This window comes from Christiangramia lutea, from assembly GCF_022489035.1.
Taxonomy (GTDB): Bacteria; Bacteroidota; Bacteroidia; order Flavobacteriales; family Flavobacteriaceae; genus Christiangramia; species Christiangramia lutea.
On sequence record NZ_JAKVTV010000003.1, the window covers coordinates 551,547 to 574,478 of the forward strand.

Sequence of the window (22,932 nt, forward strand, 5' to 3'; positions counted from 1 at the left end):
TCAATTTCCATGGTTAATTCTTTTTTAAATGTTTAATAAAAACATTAAAAAGTTAAACAAAATGTTTATATTTAAAATAAAAATGGAAAATACAGGAAAGAAAATACGGGAAAATTTTGTGCTGGCAGACATGCACTGCAACGGAGTGTATTTTGATAAGAAAATACTAGGGGCTTATAAAATGAAAAGTGCTGAGGTCATTTCAGGAAAAAAAGAAAATAACCAGGCTTAGTCGCCGATCAAAACTTAAATCATTTTTAATTATAATTAGTTTATAAACTTTAGCCAAAAGAACGGCTGCCTGAAATGGCAGCCGTTTATGTTTTATTTTACAATCCCAGAACCTCTATAAATCTTATGGCTTTTCAATCTTGAATTGATCGCTGAAACCGAATGGTTCAAATTCCCAAATTAATGGTAGCATAAAATAAACCATTAACGTTAAGAAAAGTATGGAGATCAGGTTCATCCAGATTCCCGTTCTAACCATGTCTGGAATTCTTAGATAACCTGAACCAAATACTACGGCATTGGGCGGTGTAGCTACGGGAAGCATAAATGCACAGGAAGCAGCTACTGTAGTCGCTACAAGGAGCATATATGGATTAAGATCCAACTTTAGGGCTATAGGTGCAAGGATAGGTAACAACATTGCGGTAGTAGCCAGGTTTGATGTTAGTTCAGTAATAAAATTAACACTGAATATAACAACCAAAACAAGCAATAATAAAGGAAAAGCCTGAAGCAATGTCATTTGCATACCTATCCATTTTGCAAGTCCGGTAACTTCAAATCCAGATGCAAGGGCCATACCTCCACCAAATAATAAAATTATTCCCCATGGAATATTCAAGGCATCTTTCCACTGGATAATCCTGTTGCCTTTCTGGCTCGTACCAATGGTGAAAAGGCATATTGCTGCTATCATGGCAATAATTGTGTCATCTATGCCAGGAAAAAATTTTTCCAGGATAAAAGATCTAGAGATCCAAGCAATAGCGGTAATTAGAAAAACTAAAAGAACTACTTTTTCTTCTCTTTTCATTGGGCCTAACTCTGTTATCAAGCGTTGAATTTCCTCTTTTCCTCTTGAGAATTTCTTCTCCTGAAATTTAAAGGCAACGTGAGTAATATAAAACCAGGAACCTATTAATAAGATAATTGAAATTGGCAACCCAAATTTTAACCATTGGAAAAAACTAATGTCTATGGCATAAACCTCTTGAATATAACCTGCAAAGACCAAGTTGGGTGGTGTTCCAATTAGAGTAGCGATTCCTCCAATAGAGGCACTGTAAGCGATACTAAGCATTAATGCTTTACCAAAAACATCATTTTCATCCTGGCTGGTTCTTTTATCATCTTTTAATTGTGACACAATAGACATCCCTATTGGTAGCATCATAACCGATGTGGCTGTATTAGAGATCCACATTGATAAAAAGGCAGTGGCAACCATAAACCCGAGAATGATCTTTCTAATGTTCGTACCGATCAATTTTATAATATGTAAGGCTATTCTTTTGTGTAAATTCCACTTTTCAATAGCTATAGCTAGAATGAAGCCTCCCATGTACAGGAAAATATATTTATGACCATAGGAAGCCGTGGTTGTTGAAAGATCCAGGGCACCGGTTAAGGGAAATAAAACAATGGGTAAAAGAGCGGTAACGGCAATTGGAACCGCTTCAGTGACCCACCAAAGGGCTATCCAGAAGGTAGCGCTAAGAATATCCCAGGCTGGTTCTGGCATTCCCTCTGGAGATTGAATATTTTGCAAAATCAGGAAAACGAGTGGCCCGAGAATCAGGAATACGTTTTTGTTTAATTTCATATTTCCTGTAATTGGTTTTTTTTCATAAAAAACATTTTATTGATCAGCTTTTACCATAAATTGAAAATCAACATTCAATTAGAATCTAAAAATCAAACCTTTGTGGTCCGCCACGTCTTATATCCTCATTGGCATATGACTCAAACTTTTCGAAGTTCTTTCTAAAAGAATTCGACAGTTTAAATGCCATGGTGTAATAAGCCTTATCATCATTCCAGGTTGCCCTTGGACTAAGAACCTTATCTGGAACTCCGGGGCAGGTCCTTGGCTGGGCAACTCCAAAAACCGAATGGATATGATATTTTTCATAGGTATATCTGGAGGGAAGTTTGCCTTCCAGGATGGCATTAACCATAGCCCGCGTATATTTTAATTTAATTCTGGAACCTACGCCATATGGACCGCCGGTCCAGCCAGTATTTATAAGCCAGACGTTAGCACCGCTTTTATCTATCTTTTCACTGAGCATTTCAGCATATTCTGTTGGGTTTAGTGGCATAAAAGGTGCACCAAAACAGGCAGAAAAAGAAGGCAGCGGATCTACGATACCAGCCTCGGTACCGGCAATTTTCGAAGTATAGCCTGAAATAAAATGATAGGCTGCCTGGCTCGAAGTCAATTTAGAAACCGGAGGCAGTACTCCAAAAGCATCGGCGGTGAGGAAGAAAATATTCTTAGGATTCTTTCCTACTGATGGTTTTTGAATGTTCTTTATAAAATGTATAGGATAACTTACCCTTGTGTTCTGCGTGATAGAAGTGTCTGAATAGTCCACCTTTCCATCTTTAATAATTACATTTTCTAGCAGTGATCCTTTTTTAATAGCATTGTAAATATCCGGCTCAGACTCTGCGCTAAGGTTGATCACTTTAGCATAACAACCACCTTCAAAATTGAAGATGCGGTCATCTGGAGTCCAGCCATGCTCATCATCTCCAATCAGCTTTCGCGAGGGATCTGCGGAAAGGGTAGTTTTACCAGTTCCAGAAAGACCAAAAAAGATCGCGGTATCACCTTTTTCTCCAACATTGGCAGAGCAATGCATGGGAAGCACATGGTGTTCTACCGGAAGGATAAAATTTAGAGCCGAAAATATCCCTTTTTTAATCTCACCGGTATAGCCGGTTCCTCCAATCAAAACCGTCTTATCTGTAAAACTTAATATTGCGAAATTTTCTTGTCGTGTTCCATGTTTTTCAGGATCTGCCAGAAAACCCGGTGCATCTATAACCGTCCATTCTTTATCGAAATTTTCTAAATCTGCCTCTGCAGGCCGAATGAACATGTTATATGCGAATAGATTAGACCAGGAATATTCGGTGATCACTTCAAGGTTTAAACGATACTCTTCCAGAGCGCCGGCATAGGCAAACCTTTTGAATACATTTTTATCTTCCAGATATTCTAAAACCTCATTTTTGAGCTGTTCATAATTTTCTGTACTAAATGGCTGGTTAATATCTCCCCAGGATACTTTATTTTCAGTTAGATCATCTTTAACGATGAACCGATCTTTGGGAGATCTACCAGTAAATTTACCGGTGTTGATTGCGAGGCTTCCGGTATCGGTTAGCTTGCCTTCATTGTTTTTAAGGGTGATATCTATAAGTTCATCTGGCTCCAGCTGGAAAAAGACATTCGGTTTTTCGGCATTCATAATCATTGTTTTTTAATTATAATCACTTGGCAATATGTGTAAATTATTACGAAAACCTTATAGTTTAAAGTTTTTTATTGATTTTTATCAAAATTTAAGAACCTGTAATAGAGCGTTGTAAATCGGAATATTCAAAAAAGCCCTTTTATTATGCGCAATTTCGGTTGTTTTCGCCTGAAATTGTTTTTTCAGAACTATTTTTGGGTTTCTGTAATTAACCAAAATAAAAAACATGTCTAAAACAAAACTAACGGTTCTAAGTAATGGTTCACTTAAAGTCCAGGGCGATTTTGAGATCGTAGATAAGGATGGAAACGTGTATGATCTCGGCGGAAGAGATCTGGTCTCTCTTTGTAGGTGTGGACTTTCTAAAAACAAACCTTTTTGTGATGGCTCACATCGGAATTATTTTGAACATCAGGCAGAAGCTTTTGATCTTCCGCCAAAGAAATAAATTAAAAAAGCACTATAATTCATAGTGCTTTTTTTGATCATTATAGTCACAGAATTTATCACTTTCTTTGAAAACGCATTATGGCTATGTCACCCATAATGAGGTTAAGCGTGTTTCCACGGTTTGAAACTGAATAGGCATCTGCTTTTTCCAGATTTTTCAGGAACGTATCTTCCCCCGTCATGTCCGGGCACATTTTACGGGTAAGAGCAAGGTTTTCTGCTATCTTGAATTGTTTGCCATCAATAGTTAACCCTCCGCTGAAATTATTGCAACCGGTCATCCCGGAGATCTGAGATTTCTCAGAATTAATGGTTAATGAAGGCTTGGATTCTGGATAGAGCGAATCCAGGGATTTTTCCTGAGGAATCATATAGTCCATTTCCCATTTTCCATCTATCAGATTCGCTTTTTGTTCTTTTTTTGTCACTTCACTGTTTTCTTCTGAAGTTTTTTTCTGATCATTACATGCAACATTTATAATTGCTATTATGACCAGAGCGATCATGAATATTCTTCTTTTCATATTTTATTGGTTTTTTTGAATGTAGCAATAATTAGGCTATTCGTCTTTGTCCTTTTTACCCCAAATTTCAACCTTGGCACGCTTGTTCAGGGCGATTGAGCCTTTCGAGTCATATTTTAATTCTACTCGTTTTACTTTATCATCCTTATCTGGAACAGCATAACCCATGGAAGACATTCCTTTGGTCATTACTCCAATCCCCTTTGCGTCGTATTTCTTTTCCTTTCCATTTTCCATTATGATGGTGAGTTCCTTTAGCTGAACAGTTCCCTGAACACATTTAATTTTGATCTTATCTACATTGCGTTCATTCCCCACTAGGTTTACGTTATCGGTTTCACTTTTAAAGGCAACACTTTTTTCAGCCAGTTTTTTCCAGTCATCACCTTGAGCATAACCTGTAAACATCATAAGGATGATTATGAATTTCAAACACTTCATGATATTCATTTTAAAATTTGATTAATGTAACTGTTTCAAATTTAGTGATTTAAAATTTACGATGCTTTGTTTTTAGTCGATTAGATGATATAGGGTTTAAGATATTTTCTGATTTTGCATTCGAATTTTAATTGTGAATATCTATTACAGATTTTATTATTCTAGTGTTTGCTGGAAATCTATATTTGCGCTCCCTAAAATTAAGATAATGAGCGTAACCTGGTATGAATGTAAAGTAAAATATAGAAAAACTCTTGAAAGCGGAGAACAAAAGCAGGTGACTGAGACCTATTTGCTGGACGCGGTTTCTTATACCGAAGCTGAGGCCAGAATAAGTGAGGAAATGACTGCGTATACGAGTGAGGAATTTATGATCACCAATATTAAAGTGGCTAATCTTTCTGAAATCCATCCATTTGAGAATTCAGATCGCTGGTTCAAGGTGAAAGTATCCTTAATAGCCTATGACGACAAGAGCGGAAAGGAGAAAAAATCGAATATCTATTTGCTGATTCAGGCGAACGATGTAAAGGAAGCTTTTGAGAACACAAATCAGGCCATGCAGAATACGATGGGAGAATATACTATTCCTGCCATTTCTGAATCGAATATCCTGGATGTATTTCCATATTTCAGCGGAGATGAAGAACCTGAAGGATCTTCGATGAATGAAAACAGCGAGGAGGAAGTAGATATTGAAGAACTAGTAGAGGAAGATGAGGTAGTTTAAAATATCCTTTAAAATACTGATAATTAAAAAGGTAGCATCCCTTATTTACGGGATGCTTTTTTTAGGTCAAAAAATGGAACAGAATTTAGGAATTCCTTCAGTACACCTGTCGTGAAAAGAATTCATCTCAATGAGATTTAGTTCATGTTCTGGGTATAATGTTTATAAAACTGGGTAATTAAAAAATTAATTGGGGTAATAATCCGCAAAGCTTCTTGATTTTTAGCGTTGAATGGCCCCGGATTCCGGAGATTTTCGAATTGGCACGTGAATTGAAAGATCCCTCGGTGTCGCGGATTAAATGCGATAAATAGATCAACTAATTTTAAAATTGAAATGAGAATTAATAATAAAAAATCAGAACATAATTCGCAAGGTTTCGTTCAGCCTAAAGGTAAAGATGGGCAGTCTAAACCTGTGTTTTCGCAGAATGATATTATGCCGGGAAAGGTAAGAAGCCGTACTGGGGTTCTGGTAAGGGCAGCCAGTTTTATGTTACTTCTGGGATCGGCCTATCTGGTGTATATTCTTCAGAGTGATTTCACAGAATATAACCTGGGAAGAATGGATTCCACCTGGGGTTTTACATTTTTTGTAATCGCAACCGCGTTGTTCCTTTTTAAAGCTTGCTTTTTTATATATAACCTCATTCTTTATCTTAAATATAAGCCTGTTGAAGGAGTAAAAGATGAAGAGTTGCCTACCTGTACGGTTATAGTACCGGCCTATAATGAAGGAAAACAGGTTTGGGCAACATTGATGAGCCTTTCTGAAGGAGATTACCCAAAAGAAAAATTACAGTTACTGGCTATTGACGATGGTAGTAAGGATGACACCTGGTATTGGATGAAAGAGGCCAAAAAAGTACTTGGAGACAAACTTTCAATCTATCAGCAACCTGAAAATAAAGGAAAACGACATGCTTTATACCGTGGATTCCAATTAGGTAAAGGTGAAATTTTCGTAACGGTTGACAGTGATTCAATAGTGGCGAAAGATACCCTAAGGAATTTGGTAAGTCCTTTTGTGGTGAACGAAAAATGTGGAGCTGTAGCCGGGAATATTCGTGTTCTTAATAATGAAAAGAAGGCGTTATTACCAAAAATGCTTGACGTGAGTTTTGTGCTTAGCTTTGAGTTTGTTCGTTCTGCAGAAAGTAGCCTGGAATCGGTACTTTGTACTCCTGGAGCTCTTGCTGCTTATCGCAGTGAAGCGGTATTCAAGGTACTTCCGGAGTGGATCAACCAGACTTTCATGGGGCAGCCTTCTGATATTGGCGAAGACAGAGCCATGACCAATATGATCCTTAAGCAAGGGTATCATGTTCTTTTCCAAAGAAATGCTTACGCTTATACCAATGTACCTGAAAAATATAAAGGCCTGTATAAGATGTTCATTAGATGGGGTAGAAGTAATGTGCGTGAAAACCTGGCCATGTCTACTTATGTATTTGGGAATTTCAGGGAAGGATCAAAAACTGGAACCAGAATACTTTTCTTCAATCAGGTATTGAAACTGATCATGAGTTATCCGTTTGTTTTACTGATGTTATTTTTTGTGATAACCAATCCGGTATTGTTCATTAGCTCTACTTTATTAAGTATTCTTATCTGGTCTAGTTTCCCGGTATTGTTCTATGCCAAGAGGTATAAACTTTCTGAATCTTTATGGGCTTATTCGTATAGTATTCTATATACTTTCGGATTGTTCTGGATCACACCTTACGCTATTGCTACGGCGAGTAGAAGAGGATGGTTAACCAGGGAGTTAGTTGATAAGAAATAAAACTCATATGAATTGAAATCGAAAAGGGAATTGTATTGTACAATTCCCTTTTTTATTGTTTGAAAAACAAGTTCTATTAAATCTGGATTGGAATATTTTATCAACTCTTCGGAATGAAATCTGCCCCTATTTGTGCATGCAGATCTGTGGTAGATACTAAAGGCAAATCAAAATTTGTATTTTCAAACAGGATAGGCAATTCATTACAGCCTAAAATGATTCCATTTGCGCCCCGCTTTTTGAGCAGGTGCATTTGGTTTAAAAAGAGTTACCTGGCTTTTTCAGAAAAAATACCCTGGGTAAGTTCTTTCGATACAAAACATGAGCCTGGCTAAGACAATGCTCTTCAGGAATGATTGTTTCAATACCGTATTTCTCTCTTAATATCTTAGGAATAAAGTTCTTGGTCACTGTAGGTTTGCTCCCAAGGAGACCGAGCGTTTTTAAACCTTGTTTTTTCGCTTCTTTTCCAATGGCATCGGCTATACGGATAATGGAAATATCGATCCTGGGCTGCGCAAATTCGAAGACTATATGAGGAGTGATGGCACATATCACGATTGCTCTCGCTACTTTGTCTTATAACATTCTTGAGTTATTCAGGTAGCTTTCATTGATCTTTTTCACATTCTGTTCACGCCTTAGATCTATATTCTCACTATAGAGGAGAATTGGAGGATTGGCCTGGGATTCTATTTTTTCCTGAACCAGTTCCTTTATTTATGGATAGCTAGTAATTGTGGAATGGTAGAAGGAGTCATCAATGAGATCAATTGATTCCATGAAATTAGAATGTATAGTTGATATAGGCTCCTTCGAGATCAAAGATCTTTTCAAAACCCATTTTCTTCATAATACGGGCTGCTTTACTACTTCTTCCGCCTACTTTGCAATAAACATATACAGGCTTATTCTTATCTAGTTTTTCAAGGCCGGCTAAAAAAGTTTTCTGATCGAAGAAATCAAGGTTCTGAGCATCTTCTATGGCCCCCTGATTGAATTCTCCCGGTGTTCTTACGTCTATTAATTGAACTTCATCACCACAGATAGCAGATTCAAATTCGGTAGCGTTTAATACCTTAATATTTTCATCTTGCTGTGCTTTTCCTAAAAGGCTTGCAAATAGAGACATTATTAGCATAAATTTTTTCCCATTGTAAAGTTATGTAGGAGAATGGTTTAAATAAGTAACCTTGGTTACATAGATTGATGAATAATTAATGGATCCCCACAAGTAAAAAGGCGGCACTTTTGCCGCCTTTTGTAATATCAAATTCTTCTATTTATTTTAAGGTAGATGGACATACATAGTCTGTTGTCTCGATCCCTGCTTCTTTAATAGCCTTGAATCCTCCCTGGACATCCACAAGATTATGAATACCACGGCTTTTTAGGATAGATGCTGCGATCATGCTTCGGTAACCTCCGGCACAGTGAACGTAAAAAGTCTCATTTTCTGGATATTCTGCCAAATGCTCATTGATCTCAGATAGGGAAGTATGCCTGGCATTTGCTACATGTTCTGCCTGAAATTCTCCTGGTTTTCTAACGTCGAAAACAGGAACGTTCTTAGCTACTTCTTTAAATTCAGTCGCCGGCACAGTTTTTACAGAATCGGTTTCTTTACCGGTTTTTTTCCATGATTCAAAACCACCTTCCAGATATCCCAGGGTATTATCGAATCCAACTCTGGAAAGTCTTGTGATAGCTTCTTCAATTCGGTCTTCATCGCCTATTAAAAGTATTGGCTGCTGAACGTCTTTGATTAGGTCTCCTACCCAGGGAGCAAAACCTCCGTCAAGCCCAATAAATATAGATCCTGGAATATGAGCTTCAGCGAATTCGCTCTGATGGCGAATATCCAGCATTACAGCTCCGGTTTCATTAGCTGCGGCTTCAAAAGCTTCAGGAGATAAAGCACTTTTCCCTTTTGCCATTATTTCCTCAATATTTTTGTAACCTTCCTTGTTCATTTTTACATTCATTGGGAAATACGCAGGCGGAGGAAGAAGACCATCGGTCACTTCCTCAATAAATTCATCCCTGGTCATATCTGCTCTAAGGGCGTAATTCATTTTTTTCTGGTTACCAAGTGTATCCACTGTTTCCTTCATCATATTTTTTCCACAGGCAGAACCTGCACCGTGCGCCGGGTAAACGATGATATCATCTGCAAGAGGCATGATCTTGTTGCGTAAACTATCGAAAAGAGTTCCGGCAAGTTCTTCCTGGGTCATGTTGGCAGCTTTCTGGGCAAGATCTGGACGACCCACATCACCAAGGAATAATGTGTCTCCTGTAAAAAGAGCATGATCTTTACCATTTTTATCTTTTAGCAGATAAGTAGTGCTTTCCATAGTATGACCTGGTGTATGCAGCACAACAATAGTTAATTCTCCAAGTTTAAACTCCTGGCCGTCTTCCGCAATGATTGCCTCAAAATTTGGATTGGCATTCGGCCCGTAAATAATGGGTGCTCCGGTTTTTTCAGAAAGGGTAATATGCCCCGAAACAAAATCTGCATGGAAGTGAGTTTCAAAAATATATTTGATTTTACCTCCTGATTCCGAAGTTTTATTAATGTAAGGCTGAACTTCCCGAAGTGGGTCTATGATTGCGACTTCTCCTTTACTTTCAATATAATAGGCACCCTGTGCAAGGCAACCCGTATAAATTTGTTCTATTTTCATGATCTTTAATTTTCCTGATCCTATAATTAATATAAGTCAGATTCTATGGATACAAAAGTAAGGCAAGCTAAGAATCTGTTCGGTAACATTCATTACAAAGCTGCTAATGTTCCAAAAATATTGATAAAATATAATTGCGAATACAAGTAATAACTTTTTTGGAAAAAGCTATTCTTTAAAGAAGGGTAATGTGGCTTCAAAATTTAGGCTGCCTGAATAGCTGTTTTCCTTCTTTTATAGTTTCCATCACCTGAATTTCCTTGATTTTATCTGGTGTCACCTTTAAAGGGTTTTTATCCAGAATTACAAGGTCTGCTAGCTTACCTTTCTCCAGCGTTCCTTTAGTCTTTTCTTCAAAATGCTGATAAGCGCTCCAGCAAGTAATTGCTTTTAGTGCTTCAAATGCGCTAAGCCTTTCATAAGGCCCAATGATCTCTCCCGACCTGGATTTTCGTTCTACTGCGGTCCATACAACGCGCATTAAATTAGGTAACGCTACCGGAGCATCGGTATGTATAGTGACTTTTAATCCTTTATCTAATGCGGAACGGGTAGGGCTTATATAGTTGCCTAGAGAGTCGCCAATGATCTGCTTATGCCAGTCTCCCCAATAAAATGTATGCAATGGAAATAGTGATGCAATAATTTTCATTTCACTAAATTCATCTAGCTGATCTTCCCTGACATATTGCCCATGAATTAAAACCAGCCTTCTGTCTTCATTGCCATATTCTTTTAATAAAGGTTTCAGAGTTCTTATCATTTGATCCATAGCCGCATCACCATTGGCATGGGTCATTGTTTGCCAGTTGTTTTCCAGGGCCTTTCTATAATATGCTATAACATCCTCATCATTCGGGATAGCCGGATAACCTTTATAATCCTTAGAGGTTCCATCGGGAGGGATAAGATATGGCTGGGTTCTCCACGCCGTTCTTCCCTGAGGAGATCCATCAAGGGTTATTTTCATACCTCCAAATCGAAAATGATTGTTATAACTCCATTTTTTGTTATTTTTTGATAGATATTTTCCAGCCATTGTATAATCCACATAACTTATAACATCTATCTTTAAGTTGCCATCTTTTGCCATTTTCAGCATAAAATCGTTATCCATGGTTCGGCCGTCCTGGGCGGTGGTATAGCCATAAGATAAAGCCAATTCCTGGCCAGCATCAAAAAATTTAACCTGAGCTTCCGGAGTTTTTGGCACAAGTGCGTTGAACATAAATGGAATTGCCGCAAGTTCCTCCAGAACACCATTAGGTTCACTAGACCCAGGTTCTCTTCGTATTATTCCGCCCTCAGGATTTTCCGTTTGAGATGAGATTCCCAGAACCTCCAGACCCTTTGAATTTACTACGGCAAAATGTCCGGATATATGTGTGATCATGATGGGGTGCTCGGTCGAAACCTGGTCCAGGTCATGTTTTGTGGGGAAACTTTTCTCTTCGAGTACGGAATCATCGAATCCGGTACCAAAAATCCATCCGGTTAATTCCCTGTTTTCAGGAGTGTTCCATTCTTTCAAAATCTTGATGAGTTGAGGAATATTATCTGCTGTTCCATCTGGAGATGGCAAAAGTTGAGCCCCAATGGCCTGGGTAGAAAAATTGCTGAAATGGGCATGCCCGTCTATAAACCCCGGAATAAGAGTTTGACCTTCAAGCGAATAATCTATGTGATTATCACCGGCAATTTTCTTCGCTTCTTCCAGGTTACCAACATAAATTATTTTTCCATCAGATTCCACCAAGGCTTCAGCATATTCGGGACTTTCACCCGCCATGGTTAGTATATCACCATTGTAATAAAGTTTGTTGGTTTTAACGGTTTCCTGGCCTAACAAGGTTGAAGTTGTAAAAATTGTCGATAGAATAAGGAATGAAATTGTTAAGCTTTTTGAAAAATTCATGAGACAGGAATTAGATATGTAAGTATTTGATTAACAGCCTTATAAATTTAAATATTTTATAAGAAATAAGGTGTCATCTCATGACCAAATTAAAAGCCTTAATTGTTATGTTTCAGTTGTTTACCTAGGCCTAATCATCTCTTATGAATGAAATTCAATTATTATTCAGATGGTTTTTCAGCAACGAAATGACAATCAATTGAATTCCCATCCAATTCCTGTTTGTACTACATAGTCAAGGTCTGCCGCACCCTCAACTGCCTGATTATCGTAATTTACCGTTAGGCCTGCTTTGATATAAAAATCGAGGGGCAGGTCATATTTTGTATCCAGGACATAGTCTGCTCTCCATCTCCCACTTTCAGTTAAACTGGGATAAATTATCAAACGAGTTAATAAACTCCAGTCGCCCACATCATAAAGATCCAGCTCACTTCCCAGATATGCCTCGAGCGAGTTTTGATTTTCCATCTGGCTTTCAAAATTTTCATTAACCCCGGAAACACCTCCTTCTACGGCCAGGTAAGAAACATTCGTATGGATTATGAATTTTCCCATCCCTGCCTTTAAGTTTGTTCTTAAATTCAGTAATTGTTCTGTATTTGAAAGAAAGGAGATCATGGTTTGAAAATACCAGTCTTTTTTAAGGAAAGCCCGGTAAGATATACTTCCATCCTGTCTTTTTACAGGCTCTACATCATCTTGATTAGATCTTAATAAACTATAGCTAGCCTTCAACCACCATTTTGGAGCGGTGTAGCCAATATTTGCTCTTCCGCCAATCTGGTTAAAATTATTGGCTTTTGTAAAACTGTAATCTGCATCAATAGAGGCGGTAACCCTGCTCCAAAAATCTTGTTCATAGGATTTAAAATACACGATCTCATCTCGCCTTACTTTTACAGTATCTCCAGCTATCCTGTAGATCTCCCAGTCTGGTACAGCAACAGATTTGATGGTTCCGTTCAATCTTCGTCCGTCGGTAAGGTTGATAAGATAGGTGCTTTCAGAAAATAGTTCCTTTACTTTATCCCATTCTATTTTGAAATCACTATCGCTGTAGTCTGTTTCAATTGTAATAACTCCTTTGTCCAGAGACTTAACTTCTCCAACCATGATGTTATTATTGGTAAAAACCAGGGAATCCTTTTGGGCGTGCGAGGTTAAATTGATCAGGAAGAGTAAGGTTAACAATAAAAATCTTTTCATATGGATGTTTATTTTGGAAATAATAATACAAACTGAGCTCGGAACCCCCATTCTCCGGTATTAGCTCCTCCATACGGAATTCTGGGGCCAACGGCTACCTGTGCCAATTGAGAACCAAGGCTAATTACTTTTGAACCAATTATATGCAAAAATCCTGAGGTCGCGTTGTAATCCCAGGATTGGGTTAATTCTGTATTCAGAGTGATGGCGTAACCTCCGGGAAAATTCTTTGCTATAAAGGGTTGAAGGAAAGAGGTGTTTACATCGGGGCTGTCATCATCCCCGGCCACAGACCAGATATGATTCACTAATACCCCGGCAGTGACATCTCCAAACTGTTTTAAAGCCACACCTGTGGGGCCAATCCCGAATTTATCTGTCCCAAGATTATCTGTAGCGGTTGGAACTAAAAATACAGGACCTACTCCCCAGATAAGTCCTCCCGAGGTGGGCTCTTTAGGTGAAAAGAAGGCACTCACTACAGCATCTCCAAGGCCAGTTTGTCTGCCACTATTGCCGAAAACATCATTCTGACTAATAACCGGAAGTATCACTCTTCCTATCAAATTCCAGTCTTCGCTAATACTTAATGGAATAACCGGTTGAAAATTCATGGTAAACCTGCTTCCATCTTCAGGACCTATGCCGAAATCGAAATTTCCCTGGAATGGAACACTGATAAGGCTGGCTACAGGGTTTTGTAATTTCTTTGCCAGTTCGTCGGCCCTCGAGGTCGACTCTTCCTCCTGGGCAAAGCTCAATGGGCCTACCAGGAGAAACAGGCTGAAAATTAAAATTTTTAGCGAAATGTCTGAAATTGAATTTTTCATCGGTCTTAGTTTTTTAGTTAGTTGCCTTTTGATATTCTGAAAAGCTTGATTCACTATTCATATTAAGTAGCCGTACTAATTTAACGTTAATTATCTAAAAATTAGAAAAATAGATCGTCTGAAGGAAATCGCCTTTAAATTTTAACTATTTTAAATTGAGTTGTTTCGGTATTATGTAGAGTATAGTATCTACTTATAGTCAAAACCAGAATTCTTGGAATGAGCAAGCTTTAATAATTTCTATTTCAGGATGAAAATAATCTTAATGGAGCCAATGACTTCTAGAATCACCTTCTCAGCTTTTGTTTTTGATTCAACCGTTAATTTTATAATCGGTTCGGGCTATGCGAACCGAAATCATAATTACCAGAGATAGTTTTAAGGGAATTGTTAGCCTTACCAATAATTATATTTCGTGGTCGCCCGCATTTTCCCTTAGCGAACCGTCTATCCCATTAGACCTATATTAAATCGATGAAGTTTCAGTATTGAGCCAGATAGGAGATTTTCACAGGAAAGAATACCATTTCTTCAATTTCGGGCTGTGCCAATAAGCTATTCAAAGCGAGAAATTTTCCTCTAGGGGGGTGTGCATCCGGCTTATAATTTTGCAATCGAATATGTGATTGATAATAGAGAGGAAAAAGAATTTATTGAAGCATCCAGATTACTAGCCGGAGAATTTGCTCCAACCTATAAATTAACTAGGAACGTAGATTTAGGTCTTTAATACCTTTATGGCCGTGGTTTGAACAATACAGCCACACATAAATATTTCATGGTTTTAAATACTTTTTTTAATGATATAGACCTGTTTAATAACATATATCTTAATTTCTCTCCACAGCTGTATCATTTAATCCAGGATGATCTCAATGGGATCTATTCTGTTTCATTCATTGTTCTTGGAAAAAGAGATTTTCCATTTTCACTTACTTCTATTTTGAACGAGGCTATTAAAACTGAAATTCTGCCTGAAGATGATTTCGTTTGAAATATTTCCCTGGTCTATAGATTTTAAAAAAGTTCAATTATAAAATTGAGATGGTTAAAAAAGCCATGATGACCAATCCCAGAATTACCAGTAATGGCCAGACAAATTTCAAAAATCGGTTATAACCGATCTTTGCTACTCCCAGGAAGGCAAGGATGAGCCCAGTTGGGTTGATTAGGTTAAATAGTCCGTGTCCAAACTGAAAGGCGTTTACAATTACCTCCCGTCCTATATTCACAGTATCTGCCAGTGGGGCGAGTATTGGAACAGTAAGCACGGCGGTACCGGAAGTAGAGGAGACGAAAAATGAGATGATGTTGTAAACCACAAAGAGTGCATTTATAAAAACACCTTTTTCCATTCCTTCGGTAAAACTGCCAGCTGTAAAAAGAATAGTATCGCTAATTAAACCATCGCTCATAAGTATAGAGATACCTCTGGCGAGCCCGATAATAAATGCCACTCCCAGCAGATCTCCAGCTCCTTTCATAAATGCATTTATAAAGGTGTCTTCTTTCATTCTGGCCAGGAAACCTATAATTATCGCTCCGAAAAAGAAGACTGTAGTCATTTCTACAAACCACCAGTCACGCGCAACTACGCCCCAGACCATCAATACAAAACAAATAATAAAGACCAGTAAAATCAATTTAAGCCTGGAAGTAAGTTTATGCTTCGTAAGATCTGAGTTTACTGCAAAATGCTTTTCAAGTTCTTGCTTTTGATCGAAAATTACAGAATTGGCGGGATCTGCTTTTACTTTTGCTGCATATCGAAGAATAAAGCCAATGGTTATACCTACGCAAATAACAAGCATGGCAATTCTGCCATAGAGTCCTGTTGTCCACACAATTCCTGCAGCATCTGAAGCAATGATAGTTGAAAACGGATTGGTGGTGGAAGCCATCACACCTATCTGTGACCCCAGAAAAATACAGGCAACAGCTACCATGGCGTCATATTTTGCAGCCAGGAATACCGGGACCAGGATGGGCAAAAAAGCAATGGTCTCTTCTCCAAAACCAAAAGTTGAACCTCCCAATGCAATAAGGCTGGTAGTACTTATAATCAGAATATATTCTCTTCCTTTTAAGAATTCTGAGAGCCATTGAATACCGGCATTAAAAGCCCGGGATCTTTCAACTACTCCTACGGTTCCGCCAATGATGAGAACCAGGAATATTATATCTGCAGTTTCAATGATACCTTTCACCGGAGCCTGCAGAAATTTGAATAATCCCTGCGGCCTGGCTTCAACGTTCTTATAGGTTCCAGGAATACTTATAGGTTTATAGATCGCTCCCGAGGTGAAATTCTTGAGAGGAATTTTTACGTTTAATGTTTCAAGGGATTCTGCCGTAGCCGGCAGTTTTTCTACCTTGTCATCATTGGTTACCACAAGCACATCTTCTGAACTGTTATAAGTTAGAGTTGCATATTGTCCGGCTGGTACCACCCAGGTTAAAATGGCAACTATTGCGGCAATAATCAATAAAATTGCCTGGGCTGAAGGGAATGATATATTTTTCATTTTAATTTCAGATATGGTCTTGAATGAACTTGCAAAAATAGAATTCTATCTTTGAATTCTAAATATAGGTTATTAATTGCTGGCTATATTCCATATAGTTTCGATGAAAACTTATTCCCAGCTTTAAGAATCTCTCTATCTTTATTTTTCCAAAAAACTGAAAGTCTCAAGTCTATGCGCATTATTAATGCTCACCAGAATAATCTTAAGAATATTGATCTAAAGATTCCTGAAAATAAGCTTATCGTGGTGACCGGGCTGTCGGGTTCGGGAAAGTCTTCCCTGGCCATGGACGTGATCGCCAACGAAGGATATCGCTATTTCCTTGAGAGTCTTTCAGCTTACAACCAGCAGAATGCGCAATCTATTCCTACTGCTGAGGTTGATGATATTGAAGGTTTGCCTCCGGTGGTGAGGGTGGAGCAATCGAAACGTTTTCAGTCCATCAATGCCACTTTTGGAACCCTTTCGGAACTAACCGCTATTTTCAGGATCCTTTTTGCTCGTTGCAGTGCTAATGAGAACATGAGTAAATCGCTATTCTCCTTTAATCACCCTAAAGGAGCTTGTGAATTTTGTAACGGTATAGGTGAGGCAGAATATATCGACCTCGAAAAGCTTGTTGGTGATGAAAATAAGACTTTGCGTGAAGGAGCAATTGTCACCACCCTGCCCAATGGTTATATTGTCTATTCCCAGGTGACGGTGGAAGAACTCAATAAGGTTTGCAATGCTCATGGCTTTAACGTGGATGTGCCCTGGAAAGATCTTACTAAAGAGCAAAAGAATGTTGTCTTGAACGGAAGCGACAGGATCAAGGTTTATTATGGAAAACATAGTATTGAGTCACGTTTGCGCTGGGAAGGACTGAAAGCGAAACCACGAGAAGAGGGTTATTACAAAGGAATTTTGCCAATTATGAGCGATATCCTGAGAAGGGACCGGAATAAGAACATTCTGAAATTTGTAAGCTCAAGGGTTTGTCCGAATTGTGATGGTGCCCGTATCAAGGCAGGACACCTTAAATTCAGATGGAAAGGTCTAAACTTTCAGGAATGGATGGAACTTTCTCTAACTAGTTTATATGACCGGTTGAAAGGGGAAGAATTGAATTCAGGAGAACAGGTTCTCGTAGATAAAATGCTTATCCAATTATTCGATCTTATAAGGCTGGGGATGGAGGATTATCAATTGAGTACGCTGAGTACCGAGATTACTTCCGGCGATGCCCAGCGCATCAAATTGATCAAGCAGGTGAATTCCAGCCTGCAGGGGATTTTATATGTTTTTGATGAACCTTCCATAGGCTTGTCTCAAAATTACCAGGATTATTTACGCCATATTTTAGACAGGTTGATTAGTCGAGGGAATACGGTAATGGTTGTGGAGCACGACCTTGATTTTATCAGGAATGCAGACTGGATCGTGGAACTGGGTCCGGAAGCTGGAATAAACGGGGGAGAAGTCATTTTTAATGGATCTGTAAAAGATTTTCTGAAAAATAAAGAGCTAAATAGTCCAACCCTGAAAGAATTACAAAAAGACGATCCCGGGGAAGATAAAATTGGAACTAATTCAATTTCAAAGTCATTCAATCCCGAACCCGGTGATCTCACTGTAATTAGTAGGAAAACTTCTGAAATTCTGAAAAGTATTTCTTCCTTTTCAGAAAAGGAAAAACTAAAACTCATTGCGGTATCAGATCAGCCGATAGGAAAAACACCAAGGAGCAACCCGGCTACTTATACAGGTCTTGCCAATAAGATCAGGGACCTGCTGGCAAAATCTGCAAAAGCAAAATCTCTGGAACTTACTAAAGGTGCCTTCTCTTTTAATAATAAAAGTGGAAGATGTGAAACTTGCGAAGGTGCCGGTGTGATCACACTTGCGATGAATGTACTGGGAACGATTAACCAGGTTTGTCCAAGTTGTAATGGAAAACGTTTTAAGCCAGAGGTCCTTCAGGTGGACTGGAATTCCAGAAATATAGCGGAGATCTATGACCTGAGCATTGAAGAGGCCTATGAATTCTTTGCTGAAGAAAGTAAAATTACCGGCATTCTTTCCCTGATGCTGCAGTTGGGGCTGGGATATGTCAAGCTCGGGCAGCCTTCCAATACTTTATCTGGTGGAGAGGCCCAACGGATCAAGCTCACCAAACATTTCGCAAAACAATTTAAGAAAACCATCCTGATCCTGGAAGAACCAAGTACTGGTTTACATCAGAGAAATGTAAGGCAGCTAATTTCTGCTTTACATCAACTTAAAAAACAAACCGCCGGGATCGTATGTTTCGAGAATAATAAGCTTTTCAAGATCGGTTGTGATAACCTAATTGAAAATTCATTAGATGCGGAAAATATTGCTTTTCAGAAACCAGTAGACCAGAGAAGAGATAGAATCTCCCTGAAAGGAGCCCGGACTCATCATCTTAAAGATCTTGATCTGGAACTTCCCAAAAATAAACTATCGGTGATTACGGGAATTTCAGGATCGGGTAAGTCATCACTTGTGATCGATACTTTACACGGTTTTGGCTTACAGGAAATGACCAAGCAATTCTCCTCTTACCAGCGCTCCAGGGTAGGAGTGAACTTTCAGTTGGAGATAGATCATATTGAAGGCCTTACCCCTACGATATGCGTGACCCGAAAGGAAAAAAGTTTTACTGAACGCTCTGATATTGCCAAACAAACCGGGATAGACAAGACCCTTCGTTTTGCTTTTTCCAGAAAAGCTCAGTATCAAGGTGAGCAACTATCTGCAAGCCATTTCTTTAATAATCATGAACTCGGTAAATGTGCTATCTGCGATGGTCTGGGTGAGGAATTACTACCAGACCTGGAAAAGATCGTTGTAGATAAGAAAAAAAGTATCGCTGATGGTCTCTTTAAACATAATAAGGCCCTGGCATATTACGGACAGCCCGATAGCCAGTATATGGCGATTGTTGAGGAGATAGGAAGAGCATATGGATTTGGCCTGGAGACTCCATTCCATCAACTTTCAGAAGAACAAAAAGGAATTATTTTTAAAGGAACTGGTGAGAAGGAATGGAAAACCAACTGGAAATTCAAGACCAAAACCAGGGAAGGAGTTCAGGAGCTTAAAATGCAATGGAAGGGGCTTTTTCATTATTTGACCGATGAATATTTTAAAACCCGGAAGAACAAGAATATCGAAAATCTAAAAGCACTTTTTTCTCCTACAGCTTGCAGCTCCTGCGAGGGTAGTGGGCTGAAGCCTGAAAGATTAAAAATTCAAATTGGCAGTAAGGCCATACATGAGATCAAAGGCATGGATTTTAATTTCCTGGAAGAATGGCTTTCTGCAGAAAAATTCACGGAGAAAATAGATATAGAGCTGATTTCCAAAATTCGCCCACATTTGGTAAACACTATTGAACGGGCGAAACAATTGCATATAGATCATCTTCAGCTTAACCGTAAATCTTCAACACTTTCGGGAGGAGAAAACCAGAGAGTTGCACTTATTAAGCAGTTGAACTCTCCCTTGACGGGCATTACCTATTTACTGGATGAACCTACCGCAGGATTATCTAATGCAAACATCCCAGACCTTATTCATATTCTGAAAGACCTTATCGATAAGGGGAATACGGTTGTGGCGATCGAGCATAATAAGGAGGTGATTCTCGCTGCCGACGAATTAATTGAGATGGGACCGCAGGCAGGAAAAATGGGAGGACAGATAATTTACCAGGGGACTCCTTCAGAATTTCTTAAGAAGCCTGAATGTCATCCATTTCTAAAAATGCCATCTGAGGCCCTGGAATTAAAAAACGGGAAAGAAGCTATTAGACTTCGTAAGCTTTCTAAACATTCTTTGGTAAAAGATACCTTGAATGTACCAGTAGGAGGGATTACGGCCATTAGTGGTAAGTCGGGTATTGGAAAAACAACCCTGGTCAAAGAGATCCTGATCCCAAGCATTCAATCAGGAAGACCAGTAAATTGTAGAAATATAGACCTGCCAAAGGAATTTTCTGGAGCGTATTATTTTGAATCCAAAAAGTTACGTACGCATTCAGATACATTGCTGGCCTCTTATTTAAATTTGCTTAAAGAAATAAGTAAGGTTTTCGCTAAGGAGACCGGTAAAAAACCTGGTGAATTTTCCTATAAAATGAAATCAGGTCAGTGCCCGAATTGCAAAGGCAAGGGCTATACGGAGACGAGCCTTGATGTGGTAGCGAATTCAGTAGAAAAATGTGAATTTTGTAACGGCAAAAGGTATAAACCGGAGATCCTGGAATCCAGAGTAGGATCTAAAAATATAGCTGAGGTTTTAGCATTGAATATTTCAGAATTTGAAGCGTGGTATGAAAAAAACGATGGTTCCGGGAAAGTATCAGATCTACTTAAAGATTGTAATGAGATAGGATTGTCACATTTAAACCTTGAACAATCGGTACAATCTTTATCTTCTGGAGAAAAGCAGCGATTATTGTTATTAAACTGGCTTCAGGAGCAAAAAACTAATGCCCTTTATATTTTAGATGAACCCAGTACTGGGCTTCATTTTGCCGATATTGATTTACTGTTTAATATTCTTCAGAAATTAAGCAAAGCCAATGATATTCTAATTATAGATCATAACCCATATCTGCTGCAAAAAATAGGAGTGGGGCTGGTATTAAACTAAATATAATACTGTATGAATCAGGTAGATCTTAATATCCCTGGGCGATCTTAACCTCAGGTTTGTTATCTATGAATTGCTTATAGTGCTCGTATCTCAGGAAAATATCCCTTACATAATTGTAGGGTTCAGATCCTCGAACATAACCATGCCTCACCACATTATCCAGGTAATATTTTTTCTCTGATAATTTCAGGATATAATCTTCTACATTATCGTCCCAGATCTTAGGATTCTTTCCATTCTTTTCTGCCAGCCGCATGGCATCAAAAACATGGCCTGGTCCGCAGTTAAAAGCAGCAAGGGTGAATTTAACCCTCTGAATTGAATCTTCGACGGATTCAAAATTATCTCTTATTCGATCGAGATATTTTACTCCTCCTTTTAAATTTTGTTCCGGGCTAAAGGTATTGGTCACCCCAACTTCTTCCGCCGTATCTGACATTAACTGGATAAGGCCGCTGGCACCTGCCCACGACTCAGACTTTGGGTCAAACCTCGATTCCTGGTAAACCTGGGAGCAAAGAAATCGCCAGTCCCAACCAATTTTCAATGCATTCTCTTTGATAATAGCATCGAACTGGCTTATCCTGTTACTATTCTTACTATAGAAATCACTCTTTATTCTTCCTCTATATGATTTCTTATTTTTGAAATACTTATTATAGATCACATAATAATCATCTCTTTTTTTCTCTTTTTGAATCCACTTATTTATTGCAGTAAGCAACTTCGGGGAATTCTTTCTAACAGCCCAGGCTATACGCTGGGAAAAGGAAATTCGGGTATCTATATCGAGAATAGGGTAAAAAGTTTTATTTACGGCAGCGATATTATAATCGGCAACGGTTCTTTCAATTTCACCATCTACAACCATTTTGATGATCTCATCGGTAGTCTTATTTCCGTTTATATGTTTTATCGGTATTTCTGCCCCTATCTCATGCTGAAGGTTTCGCAACCTTTCGGCATAAGAGGAGTTTTGTCTCACCCAAACAGTATCATTTATTAATTCAAGGGTGTTTGAAATCAACTCTTTATCGATCTTGTAGCCGGGAAGCGATCGCCAGTTTTTTGGCATACGCTGAACTAAGGCCTGGTGGGTTACGTAATGATTACTGGTAAAACTTACCAGTTGCTTACGCGGCTCGGTAATGGTAAGTCCGTAAGCGATAAGATCACCTTCTCCATTATTAAGCATATCAAAGAGTTCGTCAATATCATCGGCAACAGTTATTTTCAGTTCCAGGTCGAGATCCTCGGCTAAGCGCGATAATAGTTCGTATTCAAATCCCATTGGCATTCCTTTATACAAAAAGTAACTGGTGGAATTGTAAATAGTTATAGCGTGAAGTACGCCATCTTTCCTGATTTCTTCAAGATCCTTATGGGTTTTATAAGGGGCTTCTCTCTTATTGGAACCAAAAAGATTATCATTAGTACCAGAATCTTTCCTATTCTTTGAACAGGATGAAAGGATGATTAAAATTGCGATAAAAATGGAGCATATTTTTATATACATGTGGGATAAAATACAAATAATTAGGTGTTTTTCATAAATAATTGTTAAGTACCAATCAAAGCGAGGCGTGAAATTGATTTGAATCTTGGGTTTTCGTAACTATTTATCTTTTATATATTTAGGTCTATAGTTGAAGGATTTGCTTTAAATAC

18 protein-coding genes are annotated in these 22,932 nt (G+C 38.5%); 6 read left to right on the top strand and 12 right to left on the bottom strand.

The window, feature by feature from the left end; all coding sequences use genetic code 11:
- Nucleotides 1-61: 61 nt before the first annotated feature.
- Complete coding sequence (locus ML462_RS11790) at nt 62-232, top strand: hypothetical protein (RefSeq protein ID WP_240714021.1); 171 nt, start codon at nt 62-64, stop codon at nt 230-232.
- Nucleotides 233-355: 123 nt separating this feature from the next.
- Here the strand turns inward: ML462_RS11790 and ML462_RS11795 are convergent, their stop codons facing one another.
- On the bottom strand, nt 356-1,834 hold the full coding sequence (locus ML462_RS11795) for an SLC13 family permease (RefSeq protein ID WP_240714022.1): 1,479 nt from the start codon (nt 1,832-1,834) through the stop codon (nt 356-358).
- Between the two features lie 85 nt (nt 1,835-1,919).
- Nucleotides 1,920-3,491, bottom strand: a complete 1,572-nt coding sequence (gene pckA / locus ML462_RS11800; RefSeq protein ID WP_240714023.1) for a phosphoenolpyruvate carboxykinase (ATP) — start codon at nt 3,489-3,491, stop codon at nt 1,920-1,922.
- Nucleotides 3,492-3,723: 232 nt separating this feature from the next.
- On the opposite strand from pckA, the gene ML462_RS11805 reads away from it, so the two are divergent.
- Nucleotides 3,724-3,945, top strand: coding sequence for a CDGSH iron-sulfur domain-containing protein (locus tag ML462_RS11805; RefSeq protein WP_240714024.1), 222 nt, complete (start codon nt 3,724-3,726; stop codon nt 3,943-3,945).
- Between the two features lie 58 nt (nt 3,946-4,003).
- On the opposite strand, the gene ML462_RS11810 is transcribed toward ML462_RS11805, so the two are convergent.
- Together ML462_RS11810 and ML462_RS11815 are read right to left on the bottom strand one after the other, a co-directional pair.
- On the bottom strand, nt 4,004-4,471 hold the full coding sequence (locus ML462_RS11810) for an META domain-containing protein (RefSeq protein ID WP_240714025.1): 468 nt from the start codon (nt 4,469-4,471) through the stop codon (nt 4,004-4,006).
- 36 nt (nt 4,472-4,507) lie between these two features.
- Complete coding sequence (locus ML462_RS11815; RefSeq protein WP_240714026.1) at nt 4,508-4,912, bottom strand: hypothetical protein; 405 nt, start codon at nt 4,910-4,912, stop codon at nt 4,508-4,510.
- Nucleotides 4,913-5,120: 208 nt separating this feature from the next.
- Between ML462_RS11815 and ML462_RS11820 the strand changes: the two genes are divergently transcribed.
- Together ML462_RS11820 and ML462_RS11825 are read left to right on the top strand one after the other, a co-directional pair.
- Nucleotides 5,121-5,642, top strand: coding sequence for a DUF4494 domain-containing protein (locus ML462_RS11820; RefSeq protein WP_240714027.1), 522 nt, complete (start codon nt 5,121-5,123; stop codon nt 5,640-5,642).
- Between the two features lie 336 nt (nt 5,643-5,978).
- Nucleotides 5,979-7,427: a glycosyltransferase family 2 protein gene (locus tag ML462_RS11825; protein WP_240714028.1), complete on the top strand. Its 1,449-nt coding sequence runs from the start codon at nt 5,979-5,981 to the stop codon at nt 7,425-7,427.
- Between the two features lie 258 nt (nt 7,428-7,685).
- Here ML462_RS11825 and ML462_RS11830 read toward each other — a convergent pair whose 3' ends face one another.
- The 6 genes from ML462_RS11830 to ML462_RS11855 form a co-directional block, all read right to left on the bottom strand.
- Nucleotides 7,686-7,985 carry an aspartate/glutamate racemase family protein gene (locus ML462_RS11830; protein WP_240714029.1) on the bottom strand — a complete coding sequence of 100 codons (300 nt, stop codon included), beginning with the start codon at nt 7,983-7,985 and terminating at the stop codon, nt 7,686-7,688.
- A gap of 229 nt (nt 7,986-8,214) precedes the next feature.
- The gene (locus ML462_RS11835) at nt 8,215-8,559 is read right to left on the bottom strand and encodes a rhodanese-like domain-containing protein (protein WP_240714030.1); all 345 of its coding nucleotides are present in this window, start codon (nt 8,557-8,559) and stop codon (nt 8,215-8,217) included.
- Between the two features lie 151 nt (nt 8,560-8,710).
- On the bottom strand, nt 8,711-10,117 hold the full coding sequence (locus ML462_RS11840; protein WP_240714031.1) for an MBL fold metallo-hydrolase: 1,407 nt from the start codon (nt 10,115-10,117) through the stop codon (nt 8,711-8,713).
- Nucleotides 10,118-10,313: 196 nt separating this feature from the next.
- Nucleotides 10,314-12,032: an amidohydrolase gene (locus ML462_RS11845; RefSeq protein WP_240714032.1), complete on the bottom strand. Its 1,719-nt coding sequence runs from the start codon at nt 12,030-12,032 to the stop codon at nt 10,314-10,316.
- A gap of 195 nt (nt 12,033-12,227) precedes the next feature.
- The gene (locus tag ML462_RS11850) at nt 12,228-13,241 is read right to left on the bottom strand and encodes a DUF481 domain-containing protein (RefSeq protein WP_240714033.1); all 1,014 of its coding nucleotides are present in this window, start codon (nt 13,239-13,241) and stop codon (nt 12,228-12,230) included.
- An 8-nt stretch (nt 13,242-13,249) separates the two neighbouring features.
- Nucleotides 13,250-14,071: a hypothetical protein gene (locus ML462_RS11855; protein ID WP_240714034.1), complete on the bottom strand. Its 822-nt coding sequence runs from the start codon at nt 14,069-14,071 to the stop codon at nt 13,250-13,252.
- Between the two features lie 778 nt (nt 14,072-14,849).
- Here ML462_RS11855 and ML462_RS11860 point away from each other — a divergent pair.
- Nucleotides 14,850-15,065 carry a hypothetical protein gene (locus ML462_RS11860; protein ID WP_240714035.1) on the top strand — a complete coding sequence of 72 codons (216 nt, stop codon included), beginning with the start codon at nt 14,850-14,852 and terminating at the stop codon, nt 15,063-15,065.
- Nucleotides 15,066-15,102: 37 nt separating this feature from the next.
- On the opposite strand, the gene ML462_RS11865 is transcribed toward ML462_RS11860, so the two are convergent.
- A complete protein-coding gene (locus ML462_RS11865) occupies nt 15,103-16,596 on the bottom strand; it encodes a YfcC family protein (protein WP_240714036.1) in 1,494 nt (497 codons plus the stop codon).
- Between the two features lie 174 nt (nt 16,597-16,770).
- Here ML462_RS11865 and ML462_RS11870 point away from each other — a divergent pair, with 174 nt between their 5' ends.
- Complete coding sequence (locus ML462_RS11870; protein WP_240714037.1) at nt 16,771-21,261, top strand: ATP-binding cassette domain-containing protein; 4,491 nt, start codon at nt 16,771-16,773, stop codon at nt 21,259-21,261.
- A 28-nt stretch (nt 21,262-21,289) separates the two neighbouring features.
- Here ML462_RS11870 and ML462_RS11875 read toward each other — a convergent pair whose 3' ends face one another.
- Nucleotides 21,290-22,780 carry an MltF family protein gene (locus ML462_RS11875; protein WP_240714038.1) on the bottom strand — a complete coding sequence of 497 codons (1,491 nt, stop codon included), beginning with the start codon at nt 22,778-22,780 and terminating at the stop codon, nt 21,290-21,292.
- Between the last annotated feature and the right edge of the window lie 152 nt (nt 22,781-22,932).

Bases quoted from the DNA above. Each gene is read 5' to 3' on its own strand.
- ML462_RS11790 (WP_240714021.1), top strand. From the start codon at position 62: ATGTTTATATTTAAAATAAAAATGGAAAATACAGGAAAGAAAATACGG.
- ML462_RS11795 (WP_240714022.1), bottom strand. From the start codon at position 1,834: ATGAAATTAAACAAAAACGTATTCCTGATTCTCGGGCCACTCGTTTTC.
- pckA (WP_240714023.1), bottom strand. From the start codon at position 3,491: ATGAATGCCGAAAAACCGAATGTCTTTTTCCAGCTGGAGCCAGATGAA.
- ML462_RS11805 (WP_240714024.1), top strand. From the start codon at position 3,724: ATGTCTAAAACAAAACTAACGGTTCTAAGTAATGGTTCACTTAAAGTC.
- ML462_RS11810 (WP_240714025.1), bottom strand. From the start codon at position 4,471: ATGAAAAGAAGAATATTCATGATCGCTCTGGTCATAATAGCAATTATA.
- ML462_RS11815 (WP_240714026.1), bottom strand. From the start codon at position 4,912: ATGAAGTGTTTGAAATTCATAATCATCCTTATGATGTTTACAGGTTAT.
- ML462_RS11820 (WP_240714027.1), top strand. From the start codon at position 5,121: ATGAGCGTAACCTGGTATGAATGTAAAGTAAAATATAGAAAAACTCTT.
- ML462_RS11825 (WP_240714028.1), top strand. From the start codon at position 5,979: ATGAGAATTAATAATAAAAAATCAGAACATAATTCGCAAGGTTTCGTT.
- ML462_RS11835 (WP_240714030.1), bottom strand. From the start codon at position 8,559: ATGTCTCTATTTGCAAGCCTTTTAGGAAAAGCACAGCAAGATGAAAAT.
- ML462_RS11840 (WP_240714031.1), bottom strand. From the start codon at position 10,117: ATGAAAATAGAACAAATTTATACGGGTTGCCTTGCACAGGGTGCCTAT.
- ML462_RS11845 (WP_240714032.1), bottom strand. From the start codon at position 12,032: ATGAATTTTTCAAAAAGCTTAACAATTTCATTCCTTATTCTATCGACA.
- ML462_RS11850 (WP_240714033.1), bottom strand. From the start codon at position 13,241: ATGAAAAGATTTTTATTGTTAACCTTACTCTTCCTGATCAATTTAACC.
- ML462_RS11855 (WP_240714034.1), bottom strand. From the start codon at position 14,071: ATGAAAAATTCAATTTCAGACATTTCGCTAAAAATTTTAATTTTCAGC.
- ML462_RS11860 (WP_240714035.1), top strand. From the start codon at position 14,850: ATGGTTTTAAATACTTTTTTTAATGATATAGACCTGTTTAATAACATA.
- ML462_RS11865 (WP_240714036.1), bottom strand. From the start codon at position 16,596: ATGAAAAATATATCATTCCCTTCAGCCCAGGCAATTTTATTGATTATT.
- ML462_RS11870 (WP_240714037.1), top strand. From the start codon at position 16,771: ATGCGCATTATTAATGCTCACCAGAATAATCTTAAGAATATTGATCTA.
- ML462_RS11875 (WP_240714038.1), bottom strand. From the start codon at position 22,780: ATGTATATAAAAATATGCTCCATTTTTATCGCAATTTTAATCATCCTT.